Source organism: Blastococcus sp. TF02A-26, from assembly GCF_003319125.1.
Taxonomy (GTDB): Bacteria; Actinomycetota; Actinomycetes; order Mycobacteriales; family Geodermatophilaceae; genus Trujillonella.
The window spans coordinates 135,096-155,318 of record NZ_QOHG01000002.1 but is presented as its reverse complement, the minus strand read 5'-3'; the positions used below and the strand labels follow the sequence as shown (position 1 = coordinate 155,318).

Annotated in this window: 14 protein-coding genes; 7 read left to right on the top strand and 7 right to left on the bottom strand. The window is 74.5% G+C overall.

Annotation, left to right across the window (positions count from 1 at the left end):
• Positions 1–5: 5 nt before the first annotated feature.
• Positions 6–2,189 (top strand): MMPL family transporter, encoded by a 2,184-nt coding sequence (locus tag DQ240_RS02790; protein WP_113838127.1) that lies wholly within the window; start codon positions 6–8, stop codon positions 2,187–2,189.
• A gap of 105 nt (positions 2,190–2,294) precedes the next feature.
• Positions 2,295–3,134, top strand: coding sequence for a class I SAM-dependent methyltransferase (locus DQ240_RS02785; RefSeq protein WP_113838126.1), 840 nt, complete (start codon positions 2,295–2,297; stop codon positions 3,132–3,134).
• A gap of 82 nt (positions 3,135–3,216) precedes the next feature.
• Here the strand turns inward: DQ240_RS02785 and DQ240_RS02780 are convergent, their stop codons facing one another.
• The 5 genes from DQ240_RS02780 to DQ240_RS02760 form a co-directional block, all read right to left on the bottom strand.
• On the bottom strand, positions 3,217–5,100 hold the full coding sequence (locus DQ240_RS02780) for a glycosyltransferase (protein ID WP_113838125.1): 1,884 nt from the start codon (positions 5,098–5,100) through the stop codon (positions 3,217–3,219).
• A 192-nt stretch (positions 5,101–5,292) separates the two neighbouring features.
• Positions 5,293–5,961: a CoA transferase subunit B gene (locus DQ240_RS02775; protein WP_113838124.1), complete on the bottom strand. Its 669-nt coding sequence runs from the start codon at positions 5,959–5,961 to the stop codon at positions 5,293–5,295.
• A 2-nt stretch (positions 5,962–5,963) separates the two neighbouring features.
• On the bottom strand, positions 5,964–6,734 hold the full coding sequence (locus tag DQ240_RS02770; protein WP_113838295.1) for a CoA transferase subunit A: 771 nt from the start codon (positions 6,732–6,734) through the stop codon (positions 5,964–5,966).
• Between the two features lie 105 nt (positions 6,735–6,839).
• Entirely contained in the window at positions 6,840–7,661 is an 822-nt protein-coding gene (locus DQ240_RS02765; RefSeq protein WP_113838123.1) for a DUF1028 domain-containing protein, read from the bottom strand.
• Between the two features lie 41 nt (positions 7,662–7,702).
• Positions 7,703–8,506, bottom strand: a complete 804-nt coding sequence (locus DQ240_RS02760; protein WP_113838122.1) for a TIGR03089 family protein — start codon at positions 8,504–8,506, stop codon at positions 7,703–7,705.
• A gap of 97 nt (positions 8,507–8,603) precedes the next feature.
• On the opposite strand from DQ240_RS02760, the gene DQ240_RS02755 reads away from it, so the two are divergent.
• The 4 genes from DQ240_RS02755 to DQ240_RS02740 all read left to right on the top strand — a co-directional run bounded on the left by DQ240_RS02755 (position 8,604) and on the right by DQ240_RS02740 (position 12,366).
• Positions 8,604–9,155, top strand: a complete 552-nt coding sequence (locus DQ240_RS02755; RefSeq protein ID WP_113838121.1) for a phosphatase PAP2 family protein — start codon at positions 8,604–8,606, stop codon at positions 9,153–9,155.
• Positions 9,152–10,180, top strand: coding sequence for a decaprenyl-phosphate phosphoribosyltransferase (locus DQ240_RS02750; RefSeq protein WP_233498445.1), 1,029 nt, complete (start codon positions 9,152–9,154; stop codon positions 10,178–10,180). Before DQ240_RS02755 ends, DQ240_RS02750 begins: the two co-directional genes overlap by 4 nt.
• A gap of 70 nt (positions 10,181–10,250) precedes the next feature.
• The gene (locus tag DQ240_RS02745; RefSeq protein ID WP_113838120.1) at positions 10,251–11,600 is read left to right on the top strand and encodes an FAD-binding oxidoreductase; all 1,350 of its coding nucleotides are present in this window, start codon (positions 10,251–10,253) and stop codon (positions 11,598–11,600) included.
• A gap of 10 nt (positions 11,601–11,610) precedes the next feature.
• Positions 11,611–12,366 carry a decaprenylphospho-beta-D-erythro-pentofuranosid-2-ulose 2-reductase gene (locus tag DQ240_RS02740; protein ID WP_113838119.1) on the top strand — a complete coding sequence of 252 codons (756 nt, stop codon included), beginning with the start codon at positions 11,611–11,613 and terminating at the stop codon, positions 12,364–12,366.
• A gap of 69 nt (positions 12,367–12,435) precedes the next feature.
• Here the strand turns inward: DQ240_RS02740 and DQ240_RS02735 are convergent, their stop codons facing one another.
• A complete protein-coding gene (locus DQ240_RS02735; protein ID WP_113838118.1) occupies positions 12,436–13,995 on the bottom strand; it encodes an LCP family protein in 1,560 nt (519 codons plus the stop codon).
• Between the two features lie 414 nt (positions 13,996–14,409).
• Between DQ240_RS02735 and DQ240_RS02730 the strand changes: the two genes are divergently transcribed.
• The gene (locus tag DQ240_RS02730; protein WP_199589000.1) at positions 14,410–17,703 is read left to right on the top strand and encodes an N-acetylmuramoyl-L-alanine amidase; all 3,294 of its coding nucleotides are present in this window, start codon (positions 14,410–14,412) and stop codon (positions 17,701–17,703) included.
• Positions 17,704–18,066: 363 nt separating this feature from the next.
• On the opposite strand, the gene DQ240_RS02710 is transcribed toward DQ240_RS02730, so the two are convergent.
• Complete coding sequence (locus tag DQ240_RS02710) at positions 18,067–20,046, bottom strand: DUF6541 family protein (RefSeq protein WP_113838117.1); 1,980 nt, start codon at positions 20,044–20,046, stop codon at positions 18,067–18,069.
• Between the last annotated feature and the right edge of the window lie 177 nt (positions 20,047–20,223).

Sequence of the window (20,223 nt, the reverse complement as noted above, 5' to 3'; positions counted from 1 at the left end):
TCCGCATGGCAGTCCTGTTGTCCCGACTCGGCGCCCTGTCCTACCGGCGCCGGCTGCCGGTGGTGCTCGTCTGGCTCGTCGTCCTGATCGGGGGCGGCGTCGGCGCCGTCACCCTGTCCGGCGAGACCGCCAGCAGCTTCTCCATCCCCGGGCAGGAGTCGACGATCGCCCTCGAGCGGATCGACGAGGAGTTCGGCTCCGCGGCCGGCGGCGCCACCGCCCGGGTGGTCTTCGCCTCCCCGGACGGCGGGGTGCTCGACCCCGCCGCCGTGCAGGCCGTCGTGACGGAACTCGGGGAGCTCCCCGGGGTCACCGCCGCCACGAACCCGTTCGACCCCGCCAACCCCGGGGTGAACTCGGCCCAGCCGACGATCGCCTACAGCACCGTCGTGTTCGACGCCCAGAGCGGTGAGGTGCCCGCGGAGCAGCAGGACGCCCTGCGGACCGCGGTCGAGGACGCCGACGGCGCCGACCTCACCGTCGAGGTCGGCGGAGAGGCGGTCCAGGCGCCGCCGCACGTGGGCGGCCCCGCCGAGGTGATCGGCGTGGTGGTCGCCCTGGTCGTCCTGGCCGTCACCTTCGGCTCGCTGCTCGTGGCCGGGATGAACCTGCTCACCGCCGTCATCGGGGTGGGCGTGGGCGTCATGGGCGTCACGATCGCCACCGGCTTCACCGAGCTCTCCTCGACGACGCCGATCCTGGCCGCGATGCTCGGCCTCGCGGTGGGCATCGACTACGCCCTGTTCATCATCACGCGGTACCGGCAGGAGCTCCGCCGTGGCGCCGACGTGGGCACGGCCGTCAGCACGGCCGTCGGCACCGCGGGCTCGGCGGTGGTCACCGCCGGTCTCACCGTCGTCATCGCGCTGGCCGGCCTGTCCGTCGTCGGCATCCCGTTCCTCACGCAGATGGGCATCGCCGCGGCGGCGACCATCGTGGTGGCCGTCCTCGTCGCGCTCACCCTGGTGCCGGCGGTGCTCGGCTTCCTCGGCGTGCGCGCGCTGCCCCGGGGCAAGCGCCCCGGCGCCGCCGGGTCCGCCGCGGCCGCCGGCGGCCCGGCCGCGGGCTCCGGTGGGTGGCTGGTCCGCTGGGTCACCGCCGTGACCCGGCGCCGCGTGCTCTCGGTGCTGCTGACCGTGGTCGCGCTCGGTGTCGTCGCCATCCCGTTCGCCTCCCTGCAGACGACGCTCGTGCAGGACCCGCCGGAGGGCAGCACCGAGGCCGCCGCCCAGGAGCTGCTCGCCGAGGGCTTCGGAGCGGGCTTCAACGGCCCGCTCGTCGTCCTGTTCGAGGGGGACGGCGCGGCGGCCGCCGCCCAGCAGGCCGCCGGCACGGTCGCCGACGTCGGGGACGTCGCCCGCGCGGTCCCGGGCGACGTGAACGACGACGGCACGGTCGCCACGCTCAACGTCATCCCGGAGTCCGGTCCCTCCGACCCGGCCACGGAGCAGCTCGTCGCCGATCTGCGCGCGGAGTTCGCCGACCTCGACGGCATCGAGGCCTCGGTGACGGGCCAGACCGCGGTCAGCGTCGACGTCGCGCAGGCCCTGGACGAGGCGCTGCCGGTGTACCTGGTCCTCGTCGTCGGGCTCGCCCTGGTGCTGCTCGTGCTGGTCTTCCGCTCGCTGCTCGTGCCGGTCGTCGGCGTCCTCGGGTTCCTGCTCACGGTGGGCGCCTCGCTCGGCGCCACCGTGGCGGTCTTCCAGTGGGGCTGGCTGGGTGACCTGGTCAACCTCGAGGACACCGGCCCGCTGATCAGCCTGGCCCCGATCCTGGTGATCGGGATCCTGTTCGGGTTGGCCATGGACTACCAGATCTTCCTGGTCTCCCGGATGCACGAGGCGTACACCCGCGGCGCGGAGTCCCTCGCGGCGATCCGCACCGGCTTCCGTCAGGCCGCGCCGGTCGTCGTCGCCGCCGCGCTGATCATGTTCGCGGTGTTCGCCGGCTTCGTGCCCGCGGGCGAGTCGACGATCAAGATGATCGCGTTCGCCCTGGCCACCGGCATCGTGTTCGACGCCTTCGTCGTCCGGATGGTCCTGGTCCCGGCGGCGCTCGCACTGCTGGGGGAGCGGGCCTGGTGGCTGCCCCGCTGGCTGGGCTGGCTCCCCCGTGTCGACGTCGAGGGCGCCGCGCTGGAGCAGCGGAGCACGGCCGTGGAGGAGCTCGACCACGCCGCGGCGCGCTGACCGCGAGGCCTCGGGAGACCCGTTCCGTCACAACCGACCCACGGCTTCCTCCTGGCTCGACACGATCCGTCGGACCCCTCTCCGGCTGCCACACTCGATCGTGTGATGAGGCGGTTGCGCGAAGAGCTGCGCGGCAAGGTCGGCCGGGTCCTCGAGGACTACGTGGTGTCCGAGCTCCGGTCGCGGGCGGAGGCGCAGGACCGGGCGCAGGAGCGGCTCACGGCCGAGGTCGTGGCCCTGCGGGAGGAGCTCGGCCTGGTCGAGCGGCGCCTCGAGTCGTCGATGCGTGCGTGGGAGCGGCGGCAGCGGCGCGACCTGCTCACCGTCACCGACGGGGAGGCGGCGCGGACCTCGGCCGCCTTCCTGCAGCGGGAGATGGAGCGCGCCACCCCGTACTTCGACAAGGCCGACACGCTCGCGGCGGGCCTCAAGGCGGCGGACGTCGAAGGCCTGTTCCTCGAGTTCGGCGTGTACAGCGGCACCACGCTGCAGCAGATCGTCGGCGCGGCCCCGCCGGGCTCGGTGTTCGGCTTCGACTCCTTCCAGGGACTGCCCGAGGACTGGCGTACCGCCTTCGTGGCCGGCACCTTCGCCATGACGGAGCTGCCGGAGGTCCCGGGCGCCGAGCTGGTCGTCGGCTGGTTCGACGAGACGCTGCCGGGCTTCCTCGCCGAGCACCCGGAGCCGGCCGCCTTCGTCCACCTCGACGCGGACCTCTACTCCTCCACCAAGATCGTCCTCGACGCCCTGGAGTCGCGGCTGCGGCCGGGCACGGTGCTGGTCTTCGACGAGTACTTCAACTTCCCCGACTGGGAGGCCCACGAGCACCGGGCGTGGACGGAGTTCGTCGAGCGGACCGGCATCACCTTCGAGTACCTCGGCTTCACCGCCGATGACGAGCAGATCGCGCTGCGGCTGACCGGCGTCCCGGGGGCGGCTTCCTAGCCCCCGGACCGTCCCCGACCGTGCCGCCGCGCCGGACGGCCCCGCCCGGGGCCGTCCGGCGCAGTCGTCCCCGTCCCGGCCGTCAGTCCTGGCCGAACAGCCGGGCCCAGTTCTCCCGGCTGGTGAGGGTGGGCATCGCGGCGCGGTACTGCTCCCGCAGTTCGGGAGCCCGCCGGGCCAGCTCGCGGCAGGCCCGGACACCCCGGACGAGCAGCGCCTTGGCCCGCTCCGGGTCGCGCCGGCGAACCCGCACGCCCTCCTGCGAGGCGTCGGTGACCACGACGGTCTCGAACCGCGACACGTGGTACCAGACCGCCTCGGCCGCGGGGATGGACACCGGGTGCTTCAGGGTCCGGCCACGCAGTTGCGCGAGGACGCGCTTGCCGATCACGGCGGTGACGGCGCTCGGCGGCGGCGCGGCCACCTCGATGCTGGCGTCCGCGGCGCGGATGCCGGGGACGGCCGAGGCCGGGTGGCGCACCGTCTCCGGGTACTCCGCGCGCTCCTTGCGGATCTCCGCCGCCGCGCTCACGCCGCCGTCGTGCAGCATGTCCGGCCCGGCGGAGAAGTCCTCGACGGCCTTGATCAGGGTGTGTGCCAACCCGTACTGCATGGAGAGCAGGTAGCGGCCGAGCTGCAGCAGCAGCTGACGAGACAGCGGCTTGCCCTCGAACGGACTGTGCAGCGCCGCGGTCACCATCGCGTTGCGCAGGTTGAAGTACCGGTGCCAGTCGTCCCAGTCCTTCCACCCGAAGTCCGCGTGCCAGACGCCGGCGCCGGCGAGCGTGACGGTGGCGAAGCCCGCGGCCCGGGTGCGGAAGCCGTACTCGATGTCGTCCCACTGGAAGAACAGCGGCAGCGGGTAGCCGACGGCCGCGACGATCTCGGCCGGGATGAGGCAGGACCACCAGCCGTTGTAGCCGGCGTCGACCCGCTCCTCCTGGTGCTCCTCAGTGACGTCCTCCGACGACAGCGCGCGGGGCGAGGCGATGCCGGCGCCCAGCTTCGGCAGGTCGGCGGTCTCTGCGCCGACGTGCAGCTGCTCGGGGTGCAGCAGGTTGAGCATCTGCGCGCCCACGATGGTCGGCTCGACCGTGAGGTTGGCGAAGGCGTTGACCCGGGCGATCGTCTCGGGCTCGCAGAGGATGTCGTCGTCCATGAAGATGACGTTGGCGTGCTCGGCGCCGGCCACGCCGGTCACCTCGTACAGCCCGCGGGTGAAGCCGCCGGCCCCGCCGAGGTTGGGCTGGGTCAGGTACACGAGGCGGTCGCCCAGCGAGGCGGCCACGCGGGCGAAGCCCTCCCGGCTGTCGACGCGGTCCGTGCCCTGGTCGACGACGTAGACGGCGTCGGCGTACTGGAGCAGGCCGGGGTCCCCGGCGATGGCTTCGAGCGTGTCGATGCACTCGTCGGCCCGGTTGTAGGTGCAGATGACCATCGCGACCGGACGGATCGACTCCGGCGGAGGGACCGTCCACGCCATCTCGTCGACCCGCAGCTCGCTCGCGCCGGTCTCCCACTCCACCCACAGGGCGCCGCCGTCCAGGAACCGGTCGATCCGCGCGGTGAGCGACACCTTGCCGGACTCGCGGATGTCGGCCGACGCCACGGTGCGGCGCTCGCCGTCGACGTCGCTGGCCATGACGGCCATCCGGCCCGCGCCGTGGACGGTCGCGGAGACCTCCACCTCCTGGACGGCGGTCCAGCGCTGCCAGTAGCTCGCGGGGAAGCGGCCGAAGTACGTGTTGGTGGTGACCCGGGCGTACGGCTGCAGGGACAGCGTGCTGCGCTCGCGGTCGGCGATGCCCAGCGTGACCTGCGCGTAGAGGTCCGTGGGGACCAGCGGGGAGGGGCCGTCGAAGAGGGTGCGCTGGGCGACCAGCCGCTGGGGGGCGGTGTGCTCGACGAGCGCGTCGCGCACGACGTCGGTCGTCCGAGTCGCCACGGGCCCGGTGTCGTCTGCCATGTGAAGTCTGTCCTCTCAGCCGGGAGCTCGGGGGCGACCGCTGAGTGCGGTCGCCCGCCCCCGCGGTGGTCCCGGCCGTTGCCTGCTCCGGCTCCTGGGCGTCGCGCGGTGCCTGTGCGCTGCCGTCGCCCGGACAGCAGATTACCAAGGTGCGGCATGCCCGGCCGGTCGTGATCGGCGGACCCCCGGCGCTCAGACCCCCGCGGGCAGCGCCATCGTGCGGACGTCGTCGGCGACGGTGAGCGGCGCCCCGGTGGCGGCGACGACCTGGTCGACGTCGACGCCGGGGGCCGTCTCCCGCAGCACGAACCCGCCGGGGGTGACGTCGACGACGGCGAGGTCGGTGACGACCCGGTCGACGCAGGCCTTGCCGGTGAGCGGCAGGGTGCACTCCTGGACCAGCTTCGGGGACCCGTCGCGGGCGACGTGCTCCATCATGATGATCACCTGGCGGGCGCCGTGGACGAGGTCCATCGCACCGCCCATGCCGTTGACCATCTTCCCGGGGATCAGCCAGTTGGCCAGGTCGCCGCGGACGTTGACCTGCATGGCGCCCAGGACGGCGACGTCGAGGTGCTTGCCGCGGATCATGCCGAAGCTGGCCGAGGAGTCGAAGAAGCTGGCGCCCGGGAGGATCGTGACGGTCTCCTTGCCGGCGTTGATGAGGTCCGGGTCCTCCTCGCCCTCGAACGGGTAGGGCCCGACGCCCAGGACGCCGTTCTCCGAGTGCAGGACCACGTGCACGCCCTCGGGGACGAAGTTGGGCACCAGGGTGGGCAGGCCGATGCCGAGGTTGACGTAGGAGCCGTCGGTCAGCTCCTGCGCGACGCGGGCGGCGAGCTGGTCGCGGGACAGCGCCATGGTCAGTTCCCTCCGGGGGTCGACGGGCGGGGGCGGGTGGTGCGCTTCTCGATGCCCTTGCCCTCGGTGCCCACGTGCACGACGCGGTCGACGTAGACGCCGGGCAGGTGGATCCGGGCCGGGTCGATCTCGCCGGGTTCGACCAGCTCCTCGACCTCGGCGATGGTGATCCGCCCGGCCATCGCGGCCAGCGGGTTGAAGTTGGCGGCGGACTCGTTGAACACGAGGTTGCCGTGCCGGTCGCCGATCGCGGCGCGGACCAGGCCGTAGTCGGCGGTGAGCGCGGTCTCCAGCACGTACTGCTGGCCGTCGAACTCCCGCACCTCCTTGGGCTTCGACGTCTGGACGACGTTGCCGTCGGCGTCGTAGCGGACCGGGATGCCGCCGTCGGCGACCATCGTCCCGACCCCGGTGGGGGTGTAGAAGGCCGGGATGCCGACGCCGCCGGCGCGCAGCCGCTCGGCCAGCGACCCCTGCGGGGTCAGCTCGACCTCCAGCTGACCGGACAGGTACAGCCGGGCCAGCTCCTTGTTGCCGCCGACGAACGAGCTGATCGTCTTCCGGATCCGCCCGGCGTACAGCAGCACCCCCAGCGCCTGGTCGTCCACGCCGCAGTTGTTGGAGATCGTGGTCAGCCCGGATGCGCCCTGCTCCAGCAGCGCGTCGATCAACCGGATCGGCACCCCGCACAGGCCGAACCCGCCCACGGCGAGCACCGCACCGTCCCCGACGTCCGCGACCGCCTCGCGCGCCGAGGCCACCACCTTGTCCATGCTGCCGACCACCGTCTCTCCGTCGTCTCCCGTTCCCCCGGCGAGGGCCCGGACCGCGGTGCCGATCATCCACCCCGTCGAGGAGCGACTCGGATCGGGCGCCGCTCAGTCCAGCAGCCGGGAGACCCCTGCCAGGCGCTGGTCGCCGGCCATCGCGGTCAGCCAGGCGGCCCAGTCCGGCCGGGTCCGCATCGCCTCCAGCGCGGTGCGGGCGCCGGCGCGGTCGCCACGCCGGGAGGCGGCCAGCGCCGCGTAGAGGTCGCGGGCCCCCTCGGGCGCGAACACCGCCAGGGTGTCGTAGTCGCGCTCGGCGTAGGCGCGCTGCAGGTTGCGCAGCATCCGCAGCTGGGCCACCGGGTCGGCGGAGTCGTCCACCCGGAGGTCGACCCGCACCCCGTCGTCCTCCTCGGTCTCCGGCTCGCCGGAGACCACGAGCAGCGCCGCGGACTGGCGGCCGCGCAGGTCCCCGCCGGCGTCCTGCCCGGCCGTGAGCGCGGCGAGGAGCCGGTCCGGGAGGGCTCCGGTGCCCCCGGTGAAGGCGGCCAGCATGGCCGGGAGCACCTCGTCGGAGGCCAGCATGTTGCCCTGCACGCCGACGCCGTCGCCCAGGAGGTGACCGCTCACCGGGAACGCGCCCGGGCCGGTGTCGGCGGCGATCTCGCCGGTCCGCGACAGGACGGCGAGCTGCCGGTCGGCGTCCTCGGCGGCGTGCGCGGCGCGCCGGACGAGGACCGCCGGGGCCGTGCCCTCCGCCAGGCCGGTGAGGAGCACCCCGCCCAGCCCGCGCGGGCTCCGGGCCTGGACCGCGACCACCCCGACCCCGGGACGGGCCCTCGGCACCGCCCGGCCCACGGCGAGGATGCACGAGGAGACGGCGATCCCGAGGTCGCCGGTCGCCGGGTCGCGGGCGACCACGGAGAAGGTCACGCCGAACCCCGTCCCTCGCGCGCGGCCGGCCGGCGCCGCCGTCAGGCGGGGCGGCCCAGCTCGCGGATGCCGTCGATCCGGGTGCCGAGCGTAGCCGTGACCCGCTCGTCGGCCGCGCGCCGCGGCAGCCGCGACGGGTCGGGTGCGGTGACCAGCACGACCGACGCCCCGGCGGCCAGCGGCGCGAGCAGCCAGGCCACCGGACCGGCCTCGGCGGCGGTCCGCGCGTCGACCAGCACCCGGTCGCCGGCGACGATCCCCAGCCGCCCGGCCAGCTCGGTCGCCGTCTCCACCAGTCCGGCGAGCGAGAGCTCCAGCTCGCCGAGCAGCAGCCCGGGCGCGGCGGGGTCCGGCGGCTGCCACGCGGTGAAGACGTCGCCGTGGGTGCGTACCTCGACGGCGAAGTCCCGGGCCGGACCGGCGTACCCGGTCATGCCCAGCCCCAGGGGGTGCAGCGACAGGCCGACCAGCTCCGGCAGGTCCAGCTCCTCCAGCGGGGGCAGCCGTCCCTCGTCGGCCAGCACCACGTCGGCGTCGGCCAGGGCGCCGTCGTCCTCGGCCGCGGCCTCGACCACGGTGGCGCCGCAGCTCCAGGCCGCCAGCAGCACCGCGGCGGTCTGCCAGTGCACCGGCAGCACCACCGCGACGCGGCTGCCCGGCGCGACGTCGAACTCCTCCTGCAGCAGGTTGGCGGTCTTCGCCACCCAGTTGGCGAAGGTGGTCGCCGACAGCTCCACGCGGGAGGCGGCGACGTCGTCGTAGGCGGTGATCAGCGGAGCCGCGGGGGAGCGGCGCAGCGCCTCCCGCAGGAGGTCGGCGGGGGTGGCGGGGCCGGGGGTCTGCACTCCTCCAGGGTGCCCTGTGGCCAGCGGGGCAGTCCGGTCGAGTGGTCCGCCGCGCGCTACCGCCCGGTAGGTCACGGCCCGGTTACAGTTCCCCCCGATGACTGCGACCCGGAGCGGCCCCGGATCCCGGCTGACCCGGTGGGACCACACGCTGCTGCGTTCCACCCGGCGTGCGCTGGGTGCCACCCCTGCCGTCCCCGTGGCCCGCGGCCTGTCGCACTTCGGCGAGCACGCCCTCGGCTGGATCGCCCTCGGAGCGGCCGGCTGGCTGTCCGGCCGGCGCCGCCCCGAGTGGGCCGCCGGGACGGTCGGCGTGGTGGCGGCCCACGGCGCCGGCGTGGTGGTCAAGCGCGTGGTGCGGCGGGTCCGCCCGCAGCTGCCCGACGTCCCGGCACTCGTCGCCACCCCCAGCCGGCTGTCCTTCCCCAGCGCGCACAGCTGCTCGACGGCCGCGGCGGCGGTGGGGTTCGGCCCGATGCTCGGCGCCGTCCCGATGGCCGGGCTGACCGGCGTGATGCTGGTGTCCCGGGTGCTGCTGGGCGTGCACTATCCCTCCGACGTCGTGTCCGGGGCGGCGCTCGGGGCCGGCACGGCCGCCCTCGTGCGGCGTCGCCTGGTCGCCGCCGACGGCAGGAAGGCGTTCGCGTGACGATCTCCCAGCCCGGGTCCCCGAGGTCGGCGTCGTCGCCGCCCGCCCCCGTGCCTCCGCTGACGACCGGCCCGCCGACCGCCCCGCAGCCGCTCCCTGCTGCACCACCACCCGCTGCGCCGCCCCTGGCCCCGCGTCTGGCCGGCTGGCGGGGCACCTTCGCCTGGGGCCTGGTGCGCGCCGTGCGCCCCCGGCAGTGGGCGAAGAACGTCCTGGTGCTCGCCGCACCGCTGGCGGCCGGCAAGGTCCTCGACCCGGACGTGCTCGGTCCCACGGTCGTGGCGTTCCTGCTCTTCTGCCTGGCCGCGTCGGGCGTCTACCTCGTCAACGACTCGATCGACGTCGAGGAGGACCGCCGGCACCCGCGCAAGCGGTTCCGGCCGATCGCCGCCGGCGTCGTGTCGCGGGGTCTCGCCGTCTCCATGGCGGTGGCCTTCTTCGCCGTCGCCCTGGTGGTGGCCGTGCTGGCCACCCGGCCGGCGCTGGCCTGGGTGCTGGGCAGCTACGTGGTGATCCAGCTCGGCTACTGCCTGTTCCTCAAGAACCAGCCGGTGATCGACCTCGCCGTCGTCGCCTCGGGCTTCCTGCTCCGCGGCATCGCCGGCGGTGTGGCCGCCGGCCTGGCGCTGTCGCAGTGGTTCCTCCTGGTCGCCGCCTTCGGCTCCATGTTCATGGTGGCCGGCAAGCGGTACTCCGAGCTCGTCCTGATCGGGGACGCCGCGGCCACCCGCAAGACGCTGCAGGAGTACTCGGCGAGCTACCTGCGCTTCGTCTGGAGCCTCTCCGCGGCGGTGACCGTGACCGCCTACAGCCTCTGGGCGTTCGAGATGGGCGAGGAACAGGACGGCGTGCCGTGGTCGCTGATCTCGATCGCGCCGTTCTTCCTCGCGATCCTGCTGTACGCCCGGGACGTCGACAAGGGAGAGGCCGGCGCACCGGAGGAGATCGTGCTCGGCGACCGGGTGCTGCTGGGCCTGGGCCTGCTCTGGGCGGTCGCCATGGGCTTGGGGGTGCTCGGTGTCTGACGAGACACCCGGTCCCGCGCACGCCGCGCGAGCTCGGCGCGGGCCCCTGGACCGGGCCGGGCGAAGCCCTGTGGCGCTGACCGGGTGGGGTCGCACCGCGCCCACGCCCGCGCTCGTCGAGCGGGTGCGCGACGAGGCCGACGTGCGCGAGGTCCTGGCCGAGGCCGCCGCCGGCGGGCCGGGCCGGGGCGTGGTGCCCCGCGGCCTGGCCCGCAGCTACGGCGACGCCGCGCAGAACGCCGGTGGGCACGTGCTGGACATGACCGGCGTGGACCGCGTGCTGGACGTCGACCTCGCCGCGGCGGAGGTCGAGGTCGAGGCCGGCATCTCCCTCGACCGGCTGATGGATCTGTTCGTGCCCCTGGGGATGTTCGTGCCGGTCACCCCCGGCACGCGCTACGTGACCGTCGGCGGGGCCATCGCCGCCGACATCCACGGCAAGAACCACCACGTCGCCGGGAGCTTCTCCCAGCACGTGCGCTGGCTGGACCTGCTGACCGCCGACGGCCAGGTCCGCCGGGTGTCTCCCGACTCCGACGCCGACCTGTTCTGGGCGACCGCGGGCGGGATGGGCCTGACCGGCGTCATCCTGCGGGCCCGCGTGCGGATGAAGCCGATCGAGAGCTCGCAGACGCTGGTCGACACCGACCGGACGCCCGACCTCGACTCGCTCATGACGCTGCTGACCGAGACCGACCACCTCTACGACTACTCGGTGGCCTGGATCGACTGCGTCGCCAAGGGTGCCCGCATGGGCCGCTCGGTGCTCACCCGCGGCCGGTTCGCCCGCCGCGACGAGCTCCCCGCGCGCAGGCAGGCCGACCCGCTGCGGTACTCGGGCTCGGTGAAGCTGTCGGTGCCCGACGTCTTCCCGCCGCGGCTGCTCAACATCGCCACCGTCTCGGCGTTCAACGAGGTCTGGTACCGCAAGGCGCCGAAGCGCAAGCGGGACCAGCTGCAGAGCATCCCGACGTTCTTCCACCCGCTCGACGGGGTGGGGGCGTGGAACCGCATCTACGGCCCGCGGGGGTTCGTGCAGTACCAGGTGACCGTGCCCTTCGGGCACGAGGAGACGATGCGCCGGGTGCTCGAGCGGATCGCCACCAGCGGCCACGCCTCGTTCCTGGCCGTGCTCAAGCGGTTCGGCGAGGGCAACCCCGGGATGCTGTCCTACCCGTCGCCGGGCTGGACCCTGGCGCTGGACATCCCCGTGGTCGCGGGCCTGGCCCGGCTCCTCGACGAGCTCGACGAGCAGGTGGTCGACGTCGGCGGGCGCACCTACCTCGCCAAGGACTCCCGCGTCCGCCCCGAGGTCTTCGAGCGCATGTACCCGCGGATCGACGACTTCCGGGCCGTGCGCGCCCGGGTGGACCCCGACGGCGTCTTCACGTCCGACCTGGCCAGACGACTGGAACTGTGAGGCCCCCACTGTGATCGACGCGCTCGGATCCGTCGGCTCCCTGCTGCTGGTGGGGGGGACGTCGGACATCGCCGTCGCCACCGCCCGCCGCTACCTGCAGGAGCGGCCGCTGCGCGTCGTCCTCGCGGCGCGGGACAGCGCCCGGCGCACGACGGTCGCCGAGGAGCTGCGCACCGCCGGGGCGACCGTGGAGGTCGTCGACTTCGACGCCGAGGACCCGAAGTCGCCGGAGCGGATGGTCGCCGAGGCCACCGCCGGTGGGGACGTCGACGTCGCGGTCGTCGCCTTCGGCCAGCTCGGGGAGCCCGAGCGGCTGGCGCACGACCCCGACGCCGTCGCGGCCCTGGCGCGGGTGAACTACGTGGCGCCCGTCGTCGTCGGCACGGTCCTGGCCGAGCGGATGCGCGCCCAGGGGCACGGGGTGATCGTCGCCCTGTCGTCCGTCGCGGGGGAGCGCCCCCGGGCGTCGAACTTCGTGTACGGCTCGACGAAGTCCGGCATGGACGCCTTCTACAGCGGGCTGGCCGACTCGCTGGCCGGCACCGGCGTCTCCGTGCTGGTGGTCCGGCCCGGCTTCGTCCGGTCGAAGATGACCGAGGGCCTGCCCGAGGCGCCGCTGGCGACGACACCCGAGGCGGTGGCCGAGGCGATCGTCACCGGCGTGCGCAGGGGCCGGCACACCGTCTGGGTGCCGGGCGCCATGCGCTGGATCATGAGCGGCCTGCGGCACACCCCTCGCGTCCTGTTCCGCAGGTTGCCGATCTAGCCCGACGCGCGATGGCCCCGTCGCAGGGCCCGCCGCGAGCTTGCGAGCGGCGGGGGGCGACGGGGTCCGTCAGTTGATGCAGGTCTGGTCGTCGGCGGTGCGCAGGTCCTCGCCGACCACCTCGTCCGGCGCCGGCTGCGCGGTGGTGGCGACGCCGACCCCGTTGAAGTCCGAGCCGAGCACCAGCTGCACCGTGCCGGAGGTCAGCGTGTCGTCGACCTCGACGACGGCGCCGGGGACCTGGCCGGCGAGCGTGGCGGCCAGCGCCTCGTCACCGGTCACGTGCCGGATGACGGTCTGCGTGTAGTCGCTGCTGTCGGCGTTGCCCGTCCCGGCGAGGACGAAGCCCGCGGTCTCGAGCTCGCCGCCCGCGGTGCGGGCCAGGCCCGAGGTCCCCGAGCCGTTGAGCACCTCGACGCTCACCTGGGACGGGTCCACGGTGGCCGGCGGCTCGGGGGCCTCGGCCGGCGCCTCGGGCTCGGGCTCGGCCGACAGCTCGGCGAAGAACTGGTGGAGGACGTCCTCGTCCTCGAGCTGGATGACCGAGCCGACCCCGTCGATCCGGTCCTCGGCCACGTAGGGCACGGTCTGGAACTCGATGCTGTCCAACTGCACGGACTGCATCTGCCGGGCGAGCGAGAACAGGTCCAGTCCCTGGTCCACGGTGAGGGCGCTGGACGCGGCCTCGACCAGCTCCCGCTGCTTGCCCGGGTCCAGCAGGACGTCGCTGGAGATCATGTTCCGGAGCACCCCGGCGATGAAGACCTGCTGCCGGATGATGCGGTCGTAGTCGCCGTTGATGCCGTGCCGCTGCCGGACGAACTTCAGCGCGTCGGCCCCGGCGATCGTCTGCGGGCCGGCCGGGAAGAAGGCGCCGGAGAAGGCGCGGTCGTCGACGGCCGCGCACAGGTTGACCTCGACACCGCCCACGACGTTGCTCAGCTCGAAGAAGCCGAGCAGGTCGACCTCGGCGTAGTGGTCGATCTGCAGCCCGGTGAGGTCGTGGATGGTCTGCACCAGCAGCTGGGCACCGCCGGCCTGACGGTCGGCCTCGGGCATGCTGTCGTCCACCGACGAGTAGCCGTACGCGTAGGCGGAGTTGAGCTTGCCCCAGCCGTGCCCGGGGATGTTCACGTACGAGTCGCGCGGGAACGAGACGAACGACGCCCGCGACCCGTCGGCGGGGATGTGCACGAGGATGACGGTGTCGGTGTTGAGGCCGGAGTCCTCGCCGGCGTTGAGCTCCGCGAGCTGCGCCGGCGTCAGGTCCGCGCGGCTGTCGCTGCCCACCAGCAGCATGTTCATCGCCTCGCCGCCGGCGCCGTCGTCCTCGTTGCCGCTGTCGGGGATGGCGTCGGTGCGGTTGACCGACGCCTCGGCGAGCTGACCGAGGTACCAGCCCCAGCCGGTCGTGGCGAGCAGGACCGCGGAGACCACACCGGCCGCCACGCGGGTCAGGACGGTGACGCGCGGCGTGCGCGGCCCGGCCGCCCGGGGGCGCCGCTCGGCCGCCGGGGAGTCGGAGCGGGAGGAGCGGCCGGAGCCGGACCGGCCCAGCCGCGGGTCCAGGCGGGCCGGCAGCGGCCGGTCGCCGGACTCGCCGGGCGGAACGGGCTTCTTCGGGCTCACGGGGCGTCCTTCCCTGTACGGATCACCTCGCCCCCGGCCTCGGCCGGTGCGTGGGACCCCTCCGTCACCGGCTGCGGCCACACGGGCGCGCCGGACCCCGAGGGGTGCAGCCAGCGTAGGTCGGGCGCCGCCCCTGCCGGGGAACCGCGGCGTTCGACACGGAAACGGCTGGGACGAACGGGACGCGGGTTGACGGCGGGGACCGGCGGGGCGGCGCCGCGCAGGCGGCGGATCCCGGGTCCGACGGGTGCCCCGCACCCTGGGGCGGGAGGAGCGGACGGGATCCCCGAGGCGGATGTTCCGCCCGAGTCGCGTGTCACGAGACCGGACGAGGGACGTCGACGCTGATCCTGTGTAGGTAACCGGTCACTTCGCGTGGTGGCCGGCCTTCCGCACCACCAGGAGATCTCCACCGTGCGCCGAATACTGTCCGGAGCGATCGCTTTCCTCGCCCTGCTGGGCACGATCCTCGTCCTGCCGGTGTACGCCGCGCCCGTCCCGGAGCCGGAGCCGATCGAGGTCGACGCCGAGCAGGTGACGATGGGGTCGCTCGACGAGCCCGCAGCCGCCGTGGAGGTGCAGGAGGGGACCACCGAGCCCGTCGAGGGCGTGAGCGAGACCGCACCGACGCTGACCGTGACGCGGACCGACGTCGACGGGTTCTCCATGGTCAACGTCAACTGGGCCTACGACCCGGCCGTGACCGACACCGTCGTCCAGGTCCGCGTACAGGACGCCGCCGGGCAGTGGGGCGAGTGGACCGAGGTCGAGACCGAGGACGCCGAGCCCGAGGCCGACGGCGGGGCCGCCGAGGACCGCCGCGGCTCGACGGCGCCCCTGTGGACCGGTGCGAGCACCGGCGTCGAGGTCGAGCTGGTGACGCGGTCGGGCGCCGCGCCCACCGACGTTCAGGTGGACCTCATCGACCCGGGGACGAGTGCCGCCGACACCTCGCTGGGCACGCCCGACATCCAGGACACCGCCGATGCCGCGATGGCCATGCCCGACGTCTACTCCCGCGCCCAGTGGGGGGCCGACGAGAACCTGCGGACCTGGGCGCCGGAGTACGCGCCCACCCTCAAGGCGGCGACGCTGCACCACACCGCCAGCTCGAGCAACTACACGGCGGCCGACGTCCCGGCGATCCTGCGCGGCATCTACTACTCGCACGCGGTGTCCAACCGCTGGGGCGACATCGGCTACAACGTGCTCGTCGACAAGTTCGGCCGGCTCTGGGAAGGGCGCGCGGGCGGTCTGTCCCGGACCACCATCGGCGCGCACGCCGGCGGCTTCAACACCGGCACCTTCGGCGTGAGCATGCTCGGCAACTACGACGTCACCGACACCACGCAGCCCATGGTCGACGCGGTGTCGGCGATCATCGCGTGGAAGTTCTCGCTGTACGGCATCGACCCGCGCGGGAGCACGAGCCTCGTCTCCGGTGGCGGAGGGACGTCGCGGTACGCCGCCGGCGTCCGGGTCACGGTGCCGACGATCTTCGGCCATCGCGACGTCGGCGCCACGGCCTGCCCCGGCAGGTACGGGTACTCGCGGATGGACGAGATCCGTTCCTCGGCGGCGCGGCAGATCAGCGGCGCGCTGTCGGGGATCGAGACCTACTACCAGAGCAACGCCGCGGCGCGGTCGTCGCTGGGGACGGCCGTGGGCGCCGAGCGGCCGGTGGGCGACGGCGTCGGCTGGGTCCAGGACTACCAGCACGGAGCGATCTACTGGTCACCGGCGACGGGCGCGCACGCGCTGTTCGGAGGGATCCGCCACCGCTGGAACCTGTCCGGCGGGACCGCCGGCTCCCTCGGCTACCCGGCCGGCGACATGCGCTGCGGGCTGCCGGGGGACGGCTGCGCCCAGGACTTCGCGGGCGGGTCGATCTACTGGTCGCCGACGACCGACAGCCGGCTGCTGTTCGGCGGGATCCGCGGGGCGTGGCTGACCGCCGGAGGACCGCTGAGCCCGGTCGGCTACCCCACCTCCGACATGACGTGCGGCCTCCCCGGCGGTGGCTGCTCCCAGTCGTTCCAGTACGGCGCGTACTACTGGTCGGCCGACACCGGCGCCCGGTCCACCAGCGGCGCCGTCCTCGGCTTCTGGAACGCCCGCGGCGGCCCGCAGGGCCTGGGCTACCCCGTCATCGACCTGACCTGCGGACTGCCCGGCGGTGGCTGCGGCCAGGACTTCCAGCGCGCGAGCGTCTACTGGTCCGAGGCCGGTGGCGCCCAGCAGGTCGAGGGCGGCGTGCGCGCGGGCTGGCTGAACGCCGGTGGGCCCGGCGGTCCGCTCGGCTACCCGGTGGCCGGCCTGGTCTGCGGCCTGGCCGGGGACGGCTGCCGACAGCCCTACGAGCGGGGCTGGGTGTACTGGTCGCCGTCGACCGGCGCGCAGGCCACCCGGGGCGACGTGCAGGCCGCGTGGCTCGCCCGGGGCGGTCACGGCGGCTCGCTGGGCTACCCGGCCGCCGCGCTGGCCTGCGGGACCGCGGACCAGGGGTGCTGGCAGCAGTTCCAGAACGGGGTCCTGGCGTGGCAGACCACGGCGGGGGCCCACCCGGTCCCCGGTGAGCTCGGGCGCTACTGGCTGACCACGGGGGGCGGCGCAGGTCCGCTCGGCCCGCCCGACGCCGACGCCGTGTGTGCCCCGGGCGGGGCGAGCTGCACGCAGGAGTTCCGGGACGGCACCGCCGTCTGGTCCTCGACGACGGGCGCGCACGCCGTCCGTGGGGGCATCCTGCCCGCGTGGGAGGCGGCCGGGGCCGACGGCGGCGCACTGGGTCGCCCGACCGGCGAGACCTCCTGCGGCCTCGTGGCCGGTGGGTGCACCCAGACCTTCGAGGGCGGCCTGCTCGCCTGGTCCCCGGCGACCGGGGCCTGGGCGACCGGAGGCGCCGTCGCCGGCTTCTGGGGTGCGCTCCAGGGCCCGTCCGGCGTGCTCGGCTACCCGACCACCGCCATGAGCTGCGGCCTGCCCGGCGGCGGCTGCCGGCAGGAGTTCCAGGGCGGCAGCGTCCTGTGGTCCCCGGTGGCCGGCACCCAGTTCGTCTCGGGCGCGATCGCGCAGTTCTGGTCGCAGGTCGGCGGCCCTGGCGGCGGGCTCGGCTACCCCGTCTCCGGGATGGTCTGCGGACTGGCCGCCGACGGTTGCCGCCAGGAGTTCCAGGGCGGGCCCGTGTACTGGTCGCCGGCCAGCGGGTCGTCGACCGTCTCCGGAGCGATCCAGGGGCTGTGGAACGCCTACGGCGCCGAGCGCGGCGGGCTGGGTTACCCGGTGTCGCCGATGGCCTGCGGCCTGGTCGGTGGCGGCTGCCGGCAGCTGTTCCAGGGCGGCCTGCTCGTCTGGTCGCCCGGCGGCGGGACGCACGTCACCGGCGGCGCGATCGACGGGGCCTGGGCCGAGCGCGGGCGGCAGGACGGCGTGCTGGGCTACCCGACCTCGGCCATGGTGTGCGGCCTGGTCCGGGGCGGCTGCGGCCAGCAGTTCCAGGGCGGCTCGCTGCACTGGTCGCCGGCGACCGGGGCCCAGGCCACCCACGGCGCCATCCGGGACGCGTGGGCGGCGCAGGGGTGGGAGACCGGCTCGCTCGGCTACCCGACCGGCGCGATGACGTGCGCCGTCTCCGGGGACTGCGAGCAGCGCTTCCAGGGCGGGACGCTGCGGTGGATCGCCGCCCAGGGGCGGGTGCAGCGCACCGCCTGACGTCTCCCGACCCCCCTCCGCGGTCGGGCAGCAGCGCCACGGGATGGCCCCGGTCCGGTCGGACCGGGGCCATCCCGTTCTCGGGCCCGACACCGCGCCCGGGGCCGACACCGCTCCGGGGCCGTCGGCCCGGAGGAGGACGCCGCGGCGCCGGTCGACCCGCCGGAGCGGACGTGGAGCCGGGTCCCGGCGCGGCGCCACGGCCGGTGGACCGGCCCCGCCCGCAACCGGGTGACCCGTTCCCGGGACGGCGGTCGCCCACCGGCCGGGCCGGGGCTGCAGATGCGTCCGGCCCGCGCTCCGGCCCCGGAGGGCGGGAGAGCGGGCCGGATCGGCGGTGGACGGCGCCGGCGAGGCGCGGGCTCAGGGGTTGTCGTTGCGGGAGAGCTCGCACTCCCGGTCCTGCTCCGTCGGCTCGTCGGTCAGCGCCACGCGGAAGATCGTCACCCCGGGCCGCTGGTAGACCCGCTCGAGCGAGTCGACCTGGAGGAGCCCGGTCAGGCCGGGCGTCCGGGTCATGTCCGCCCGGACGTAGCCCCGCGCGACGAAGACGTAGCGGATGTCGAGCTCCTCGACGGCGTCCCGGATCTCCGGCGAGCTGTCCAGGCAGTGGAAGTGCTCGAGGAGCATCCGCTGCGTCCGCCCCGCCGCCATGCCGGGCGGGAGGATGTGCGCGAACGCCGGGGTGAGGCCGAACAGCGCCTGCATGTAGGGCGACCCGTCGTTGGGGTCGTTCATCACCCAGCCGTCCTCGGCGTCGGGCTGGTCGGCCAGCCAGCGCATGGCCTCGACCTCGACGGCGGAGAGCTGGCCGGGGCCCTGGTAGGCCGGCGCCGTCCGCACCTCGTTGGCCCGGGTGTACAGCCCGTTGGAGAGCAGGACGACGGCCACGAGCAGCACCAGCGCCAGCAGCGAGGGCCGCATCGCCGCGCGGCGCACGCGAGGCAGCGCGCTGCTCAGCGCGCGGTCGGCGCCCCGGGCGATGACCAGCAGACCCGAGGCGGCCAGCGGCGCGAGGGCGAGCACGGCGAGCGCGGCGAACCGCCACCGGTCGTTCCACCAGGGCGAGGTGAGGTCCTCCACGACCGTCGAGTCGAAGGCGGCGGAGATGACGAAGAGCGTGACCGCGATGGCGCCGCCGGCGATCCACCACCACATGTACCGCGCCTGGGGGAGGGCGAGCAGACCCACCCCGAGCAGGCCGGCCAGCCAGTACTGCGGTGAGGCGGCGCCGTGGTTCAGCGTGAGGATGTCCCCGATCGCCTGGCCCACGCCCTCGACGGCCGGCCAGTCCACCCGGGCGCCGGAGCTGCTGACACCCAGCGCGCCGGACACGAACGGCAGCCCCAGCACGACGGCGGACACGCCGACGGACACCAGGGACACCAGGTCGCGGACGACGGTGCGTCCGCGGGGCACCCACCGCTGCACCAGGAACGGGACGACGACGAGCGCCGCGGACAGCGCCGTCGCCGTCTGCACCGCGAGCAGGGCGGCCGCGGCGGCGCCGGCCGCCAGCGCCGTGGTGGGGCGACGGTCGGTCAGCGCCTCGCGCAGCAGGAGGAAGAAGGCGGGGATGAGCGCGATGCCGGTGGCGAAGGGCAGTACCGGACCGCGCCAGATGACGTCGTACGGGAAGCTGGTGAACCCGGCCAGCAGCACCGGCGTCGCGGCCGAGACCACGGTCGGCGCGCCGATCGCCCGCAGCAGGATCGCGAGTCCGAGGCCGGCGATCCCGGCGATCATCATGGTCTGGGCGTTCAGGACGGCGAAGACGGGCGCGCCGGTGACGTCCCGGACGAGGGCGCCCAGCGCGGAGAACGCGTTCGGGTAGAACGACGACTGGACCTCCCAGTCGTTGATCGCCCGGAGCGCCGCCGGGTCGACGTCGGAGGTGTCGGCGATGAGGCGGACGGCGTTGGAGTGGAAGACGTAGTCCCAGTCCTGGTTGACGTTGTCCAGCCGGCCGAAGGCGCGGAGCAGGACGATCGCGGAGGTCGCCCAGCCCACCACGACGCCCGCGGCGATGACCCAGTCGTTGCGCGCCGGCCGGCCGCGGTAGGGGAAGGCCGGAACATCGGTCGGCCGGCGGCGGCGCCAGGCCAGGCGGACGGCGACGATCACCGCGCAGACGAGGGCGGTACCCAGCAGGAAGGTCGCGGGGTTCCACGGGAAGGAGACGAACGTGGCCACCGTGGCCGCGGTCGCGATCAGCCCGAACGTGAGCACCGGCGCCGCGCCCAGGGCGGTCGCGGGCCGCAGCCCCAGGCTCCCTGCCACGGCCAGGCCGGGAAGCAGGAGCAGGAGCAGGGTGGTGAGGATGACGGCGACGTCGGAGGTCACGAGCAGGGTCTTCCCGTCGGGTGCTGGGAGCAGGTTCGCTCCGCCGGCCGCGCGGACGCGTGGAGCGAGAACCACGGTACGGCCCGTGACGGACCGGTAGCTCCCTGCTCGCAAGTGCTGGGGCGGATGGGATCGGCGGGGCCAGTCGGGTCGCTGGTCGGCGGCGGAGCCCGCTGT

Coding starts and splice junctions, on each gene's coding strand:
- DQ240_RS02790 (WP_113838127.1), top strand. CDS start 6: ATGGCAGTCCTGTTGTCCCGACTCGGCGCCCTGTCCTACCGGCGCCGG.
- DQ240_RS02785 (WP_113838126.1), top strand. CDS start 2,295: ATGAGGCGGTTGCGCGAAGAGCTGCGCGGCAAGGTCGGCCGGGTCCTC.
- DQ240_RS02780 (WP_113838125.1), bottom strand. CDS start 5,100: ATGGCAGACGACACCGGGCCCGTGGCGACTCGGACGACCGACGTCGTG.
- DQ240_RS02775 (WP_113838124.1), bottom strand. CDS start 5,961: ATGGCGCTGTCCCGCGACCAGCTCGCCGCCCGCGTCGCGCAGGAGCTG.
- DQ240_RS02770 (WP_113838295.1), bottom strand. CDS start 6,734: ATGGACAAGGTGGTGGCCTCGGCGCGCGAGGCGGTCGCGGACGTCGGG.
- DQ240_RS02755 (WP_113838121.1), top strand. CDS start 8,604: ATGACTGCGACCCGGAGCGGCCCCGGATCCCGGCTGACCCGGTGGGAC.